Raw genomic sequence first — 5907 nt, forward strand, 5'->3', positions numbered from 1 at the left:
ATCGGCCACCACCAGCGTCTCGCAGTCCAGCCGCAGCGCCTGGGCGGCGACATGCAGCGAGGCCAGCGTGTCGCCGATCAGGGCGGCTTCGTCGTGCGCGGGGACGATGAAGGAGATCACCCCCGCATCATGCGGGGCCGGGGCGGCGCGGGCAATCGACCCGCGCCGCGGCCGGGGGCGCGGTTCAGCCCTGCAGCGCGCCGCGCGAGGCGGCCGGGTAGCGATGGCCGGCGGCGGCGTCGGCCGGGAAGATCGCCTCGATCTGCGCCAGTTCCTCGGCGCTCAGCTTCACCTGCAGCGCGCCCAGGTTCTCTTCCAGGTAGGCCAGGCGCTTGGTGCCCGGGATCGGCACCAGGTCCTCGCCCTGCGCCAGCACCCAGGCCAGCGCCAGTTGCCCCGGGGTCACGCCCTTGGCCTGCGCCAGCTCACGTACCCGCTCCACCAGCTGCAGGTTGCGGTCGAAGTTCTCGCCCTGGAAGCGCGGCGAATGGCGCCGGTAGTCGTCGGCCTCGAAGTCCTCCGGCGAGCGGATCGCCCCGGTCAGGAAGCCGCGGCCCAGCGGCGAGTACGGCACGAAGCCGATGCCCAGCTCGCGCACCGTCTCCAGCACGCCGTCGTGTTCCGGATCGCGCGACCACAGCGAGTACTCGCTCTGCAGCGCGGTGATCGGATGCACCGCGTGCGCGCGGCGGATGGTGGCCGCGGCGGCTTCGGACAGGCCGAGGAAGCGCACCTTGCCCTGTTCCACCAGCCGCGCCATCGCCCCGACCGTGTCCTCGATCGGCACGTTCGGATCCACCCGGTGCTGGTAGTAGAGGTCGATGTGGTCCACGCCGAGCCGGCGCAGGCTGGCCTCGCAGGCCGACTGTACGTATTCCGGACGGCCGTCGATGCCGCGTGCGGCCGGGTCGTTGGGGTCGAGCTTGATGCCGAACTTGGTCGCCAGCACGACCTGATCGCGGCGCCCGGCCAGCGCCTTGCCCACCAGCACTTCGTTGGTGTGCGGGCCGTACATGTCGGCGGTGTCGATGAGGCTGACGCCGTGCTCGATCGCGGCATGGATGACCGCGATGGCGGCATTGTCGTCGCTGCGGCCGCCGTAGAACGCGCTCATGCCCATGCAGCCGAGGCCGAGGGCGGAGACGCGGGGGCCGTTGCGGCCGAGGGTGCGGGTTTGCATGGAGGATGCTCCTGAGGGGAGGGGAGGGAAAGCGTGGCCGCCGGGCGGTTCGCTCAGGGTGAGGACGTGCCCAGCGCGTCGCGGGCGACGGCCAGGGCATTGAGCGCGGTGGGGAAGCCGACGTAGGCGTACAGTTGGTCGAGCACGGCGAAGATCTCCGCACGGCTGGCACCTGCCGCCTGCGCGGCGCGCAGATGCAGGCGCAACTGCGGTGCGGCGTGGCCGAGGCTGGCCAGCACCGCGACCGTGACCAGTTCGCGGGTCTTCAGGTCCAGCGCGCTGTCGGCGCGGTAGATCTCGGCGAAGGCGATGGCGGCGCCGCGGCCGCTCAGCGCGGTGTCCGCGTCGTCGGCCAGGGCGCGGATCGCCGCGCCCTGCTGCGGGCCCATCAGCGCGGCGATCTGCGCGATGCCGGCCGCTTCGGCCTCGGCCAGGGTCATGTTGCTCGGCAACGCGTTCGCGATGGATGCCATGGAATGGTGCTCGTGTACGAAGGGGCAGGACGCCGCGCTCAGCGCGGCTGGATGCGGGTGCCGCCGCTCAGCAACGCCTGCGGGTTGGGCGAGGCCAGGAAGTCGTGCGGGAAGCCCAGTTCGATCGCGCTGGCGGCATCCAGCCGCTGCAGCGCCTCGGCATCCGGGTGCAGGGTGAGTGCGCCCAGGTTGTCCTGCAGTTGCGCCACGCTGCGCGCGCCGACGATCGGCATCGCCCCGCGCGCCAGCAGCCAGGCCAGCGCCACCTGCGCCGGCGAGCGCTGCAGCTCGGTGGCCAGCGCCACCACCGTCTCGGCGACCGCCAGCGCGTGTTCGTTGAAGGTGCGTTGCGAATGCGCGACCTCGGCGCGGCCCACGCCATCGACCTGCGCGCCGCCCGAGGCCGCCGCGCGCACCCGTGCCAGATCGGCGGCGCCGTACTTGCCGGTGAGCACGCCCATCGCCAGCGGCGACCAGGCCAGCACCGACATGCCCAGCGCCTCGGCCATCGGCACCAGCTCGCGCTCGACCGTGCGCTGCGCCAGCGAGTATTCGATCTGCAGGGCGACGAACGGCGTCCAGCCGCGCAGGTCGGCCAGGGTCTGCATGCGCGCCACCTGCCAGGCGGGGGTGTCGGAGATGCCTGCGTAGAGGATCTTGCCGGCGCGCACCAAGTCGTCGAAACCGCGCATGACCTCGTCGATGCCGGTGGTGCCGTCCCAGGCGTGCAGGTACAGCAGGTCCAGATAATCGGTGCCCAGCCGCGCCAGGCTGGCGTCGACCGAGCGCAGCAGCGCCTTGCGGTGGTTGCCGCCGCCGTTGGGGTCGCCGGGGAAGGGATTGAGCGCGAACTTGCTGGCGATCACCAGGCGGTCGCGGCGGCCGGCGACGAAGCGGCCGAGCAGGGTCTCGGCGCTGCCGTTGGTGTAGATGTTGGCGGTATCGAGGAAGTTGCCGCCGGCATCGACGTACAGGTCGAACAGGCGGCGCGCCTCGGCTTCGTCCGCGCCCCAGCCCCAGTCGGCGCCGAAGGTCATGGTGCCTAGGCACAGCGGGCTGACGCGCAGGCCGGAACGGCCGAGCAGGCGGTAGTGATCGAGGGCCATCGCAGCGGTCTCCGGAGTGAGGGTGCGGGCACTGTAGGCGCCACGTCGCCACGGATAAATCCAGGTAATCCGCATGTGCTTTGAAGGTGTGCTAAACAATGGCTGGTTCGCCCGCCGCGTTCGTCCTTCCACTGCCGCCCGTTCGCCATGCACCGTCCACCGCCGCTGTCCGCCGTCGTCGCCTTCGTCCGCGTCGCCCACCATGGCAGCTTCACCCGCGCCGCCGCCGAACTGGGCGTCTCGCCCTCGGCGCTGTCGCAGACGCTGCGCGCGCTGGAGGCGCAGCTGGGCGCACGCCTGCTCAACCGCACCACCCGCCGGGTCGGCCTGAGCGAGCATGGCGAGCGCTTCCTGCAGCGGGTGGCGCCGGGCCTGGCGCAGATCGACGCGGCCTTCGCCGACCTGGATTTCCTGCGCGACCGCCCGGCCGGCACGCTGCGCATCAACCTGCCGCTGGTGGCCGCCGAGCAACTGGTGTGCCCGCAGCTGCCGGCGTTCCTGGCGCGCTACCCGGAAGTCAGCGTGGAGCTGTATTCGGACCGGACCCTGGCCGACATCGTCGCCGGCGGCTTCGACGCCGGCATCCGCCTGGGCGAGAGCCTGGCGCGCGACATGATCGCGGTGCCGCTGGGACCGCCGCAGCGGCAGACGGTGGTGGCTGCGCCGGCGTATTTCGCTGTGCATGGAGTGCCGCGCACGCCGGCCGAACTGGCCGCGCACGACTGCATCCGCTGGCGCCGCACCGACGGCCGCCTGCAGGCCTGGGAGTTCACCCGCGACGGCCACGATTTCCTGGTCGAAGTCAGCGGACGGCTGGTGGTCAACGACACCGCGGTCGGCCTGGACGCCGCGTGCCGCGGTCTGGGCCTGGGCCAGGCGTTCGAATGGCAGGTGGCCGCCGACGTCGCCGCCGGCCGCTTGCAGCAGGTGCTGGACGATTGGCACGCGCCGTTCGCCGGCTGGCACATCTACTACCCGGCGCGCGAACACCTGCCGCCGAAGCTGCGCGTGTTCATCGATCATCTGCGTGCGGCGCATCCAGTGGGTGGCACGGTGTAGCGCGATGACGCTGGCCGAGGGCCGGTGCATGGCGAGACCAGAATGCAGAGAACACGCGGCAGCGCCGCAGCGCGAGGGCATTGTTGCCTCGAAGAAGCACCCGACCGGCAAGGCCGGGCGCCGAAGGGGCATCGCCTCGCCCGGAGACCGCCGCGATCGCGATGCAGGGTGCCGCCCTTTGCGGGCGGCACCGCCTGGCTCAGCCCTTGAGCTTGGCCGCGAACTCGGCCACGCGCTTGCCGAGCAGGCGCGCGGTTTCCAGGTCGCCGCTGCGCGGCGCCTCGTCCGGCGAGGCGTCGGACGGCGAGATCGCCAGCGCGCCGCCGGAGCCGGCGGTCCAGTTCACGTCGTCGGGGCCGTGCGCCTTGGTGTTGGACGGCAGCAGGCCGGTGCCGACCCAGATCTGGCCGTGCTGCTGGGCCAGGGTCCAGAAGTATTCGATGGTGGCGAACTTGTCGCCGTTGACCGAGGCCGAGTTGGTGAAGCCGGCGGCGATCTTGTCCTTCCAGGCCTGCGCGAACCACGGCTTGGAGCTGGCGTCGGCGAATTTCTTGAACTGCCAGGCCGGGCCGCCCATGTAGGTCGGGCTGCCGTAGACGATGGCGTCGGCCTGGCCGATCGCCTCCCAGGCGCCGTCGGGCAGGTTGCCGTCCTGGTCGATGCGGTACAGCGTGGCCTCGCCGACGCTGGCGGCGCCGGCGTGCACGGCCTCGGCCTGCTTGACGGTGTGGCCGTAGCCGCTGAAGTAGACGATCGCGATCTTGCTCATGCGCGGACTCCTGAAGGTGAGGGGAAAAGCGCGGGCATTGTGCGCATGCGTGGCCGCCGCGATCAGCGCCATCGGCGGGATGTTGTGTCCGGTCCGCGCGCCGCGGTTCAGCTCTCGGCCGGGGAGCGCATCGTGCGATCGATGCCCACTTCGACCAGGTAGTCGATGAAGCTGCGCACCTTCGGCGCGAGGTGGCTGCGGCTGGCGTACACCGCGTAGACGCCGATCGGCCCGATCTCGTGGTCGGGCAGCACCCGCACCAGGCGGCCGTCCTCCAGCGCCGCTTCGGCCATGAAGTCCGGTTGCACGGTGACGCCCATGCCGGCGATGGCCGCCTCGCGCAGCACGTCGCCGCAGTTGGCGCGCAGGGTGCCGGCCACCCGCACCTGGGTCGCGCCGTCGGGGCCGTGCAGGGTCAGGTCGTCCTGCACGTAGCTGTAACTGAGGAAGGCGTGGCCGGCGAGGTCGGCGGCCAGCTGCGGGGTGCCGGCACGCGCCAGGTAGTCCGGCGACGCGCACAGGAACGCCTGCACTTCGCCGAGCTTGCGCGCGATCAAGGTGGGCGCCACCTGGCGGGTGATGCGGATCGCCAGGTCGTAGCCTTCCTCGACGATGTCCACCAGGCGGTCCGACAGCGACAGATCGAGGGCGACCTGCGGATAGCGCGCGCTGTAGCCGGCCAGGCGCGGGCCCAGCCGGGCGACGCTGAAACTGAACGGTGCGTTGATCCGCAGCGTGCCGGAGGGCGTCAGCGCCTGCTCGCCGACCGCCGCCTCCATGTCGTCGAACTCGGCCAGCAGCAACTGGCAGCGCTGGTAATACGCCGCGCCGACACTGCTCGGGCTGACCCGGCGGGTGGTGCGGTTGAGCAGGCGCGAGCCCAGGCGCTGTTCCAGCCACGCCACCTGGCGGGTGACGCTGGCGGTGGAAATGCCCAGCGCGTCGGCGGCGGCGTTGAAGCCGTTGCGGTCGACCACGGCGACAAAGACCCGCATCGCCTCCAGCGTGTCCATTGTTTCGGTTCCTGAAATGGATCGTCGGCGGCAGGGTAATTTATTCCCGCAGATGGCGGAAATACCCTGGTCGCCTGCACGAACGCCCGGCGCTGGCCGCGCGCGCCACCGTGCCGCCCCCCACTGTGGAGACCTGCCATGGCGCGTTTGCCTTCCCTGTACATCTCGCACGGTTCGCCGATGACCGCGCTGCAGCCCGGCCTGGTCGGCACGCGGCTGGCCGAACTGGCGGCGACGCTGCCGCGGCCGCGCGCCATCGTGCTGGCCTCGGCGCACTGGCTGGGCCGGCGGCCGCTGGTCGGCGCCG

General features: G+C 71.7%; 6 protein-coding genes and 2 pseudogenes. 2 read left to right on the plus strand and 6 right to left on the minus strand.

Going from position 1 to position 5907, the window contains the following annotated elements; all coding sequences use genetic code 11:
* The 4 genes and pseudogenes from D180_RS23565 to D180_RS20455 all read right to left on the minus strand — a co-directional run.
* A pseudogene (locus D180_RS23565) lies at nt 1–120 on the minus strand (glycosyl transferase family 2); the annotation flags it as partial.
* A 64-nt stretch (nt 121–184) separates the two neighbouring features.
* Nucleotides 185–1180: an aldo/keto reductase gene (locus D180_RS20445; protein ID WP_017914232.1), complete on the minus strand. Its 996-nt coding sequence runs from the start codon at nt 1178–1180 to the stop codon at nt 185–187.
* Between the two features lie 53 nt (nt 1181–1233).
* The gene (locus D180_RS20450; protein WP_017914233.1) at nt 1234–1653 is read right to left on the minus strand and encodes a carboxymuconolactone decarboxylase family protein; all 420 of its coding nucleotides are present in this window, start codon (nt 1651–1653) and stop codon (nt 1234–1236) included.
* Between the two features lie 38 nt (nt 1654–1691).
* Entirely contained in the window at nt 1692–2759 is a 1068-nt protein-coding gene (locus D180_RS20455; protein ID WP_017914234.1) for an aldo/keto reductase, read from the minus strand.
* Between the two features lie 147 nt (nt 2760–2906).
* Between D180_RS20455 and D180_RS20460 the strand changes: the two genes are divergently transcribed.
* Nucleotides 2907–3818 (plus strand): LysR family transcriptional regulator, encoded by a 912-nt coding sequence (locus tag D180_RS20460; RefSeq protein WP_017914235.1) that lies wholly within the window; start codon nt 2907–2909, stop codon nt 3816–3818.
* A 199-nt stretch (nt 3819–4017) separates the two neighbouring features.
* On the opposite strand, the gene D180_RS20465 is transcribed toward D180_RS20460, so the two are convergent.
* Both D180_RS20465 and D180_RS20470 read right to left on the minus strand, forming a co-directional pair.
* Nucleotides 4018–4587: a flavodoxin family protein gene (locus D180_RS20465; RefSeq protein WP_043091462.1), complete on the minus strand. Its 570-nt coding sequence runs from the start codon at nt 4585–4587 to the stop codon at nt 4018–4020.
* Nucleotides 4588–4694: 107 nt separating this feature from the next.
* On the minus strand, nt 4695–5600 hold the full coding sequence (locus tag D180_RS20470; protein WP_017909607.1) for a LysR family transcriptional regulator: 906 nt from the start codon (nt 5598–5600) through the stop codon (nt 4695–4697).
* A 138-nt stretch (nt 5601–5738) separates the two neighbouring features.
* Here D180_RS20470 and D180_RS23170 point away from each other — a divergent pair.
* A pseudogene (locus tag D180_RS23170) lies at nt 5739–5907 on the plus strand (dioxygenase); the annotation flags it as partial.

The sequence above is a fragment of the Xanthomonas sp. SHU 166 genome (assembly GCF_000364685.1).
In the GTDB taxonomy this organism is placed as follows: Bacteria; Pseudomonadota; Gammaproteobacteria; order Xanthomonadales; family Xanthomonadaceae; genus Xanthomonas_A; species Xanthomonas_A sontii.

Bases quoted from the DNA above. Each gene is read 5' to 3' on its own strand.
- D180_RS20455 (WP_017914234.1), bottom strand. From the start codon at position 2,759: ATGGCCCTCGATCACTACCGCCTGCTCGGCCGTTCCGGCCTGCGCGTC.
- D180_RS20465 (WP_043091462.1), bottom strand. From the start codon at position 4,587: ATGAGCAAGATCGCGATCGTCTACTTCAGCGGCTACGGCCACACCGTC.
- D180_RS20460 (WP_017914235.1), top strand. From the start codon at position 2,907: ATGCACCGTCCACCGCCGCTGTCCGCCGTCGTCGCCTTCGTCCGCGTC.
- D180_RS20470 (WP_017909607.1), bottom strand. From the start codon at position 5,600: ATGGACACGCTGGAGGCGATGCGGGTCTTTGTCGCCGTGGTCGACCGC.
- D180_RS20450 (WP_017914233.1), bottom strand. From the start codon at position 1,653: ATGGCATCCATCGCGAACGCGTTGCCGAGCAACATGACCCTGGCCGAG.
- D180_RS20445 (WP_017914232.1), bottom strand. From the start codon at position 1,180: ATGCAAACCCGCACCCTCGGCCGCAACGGCCCCCGCGTCTCCGCCCTC.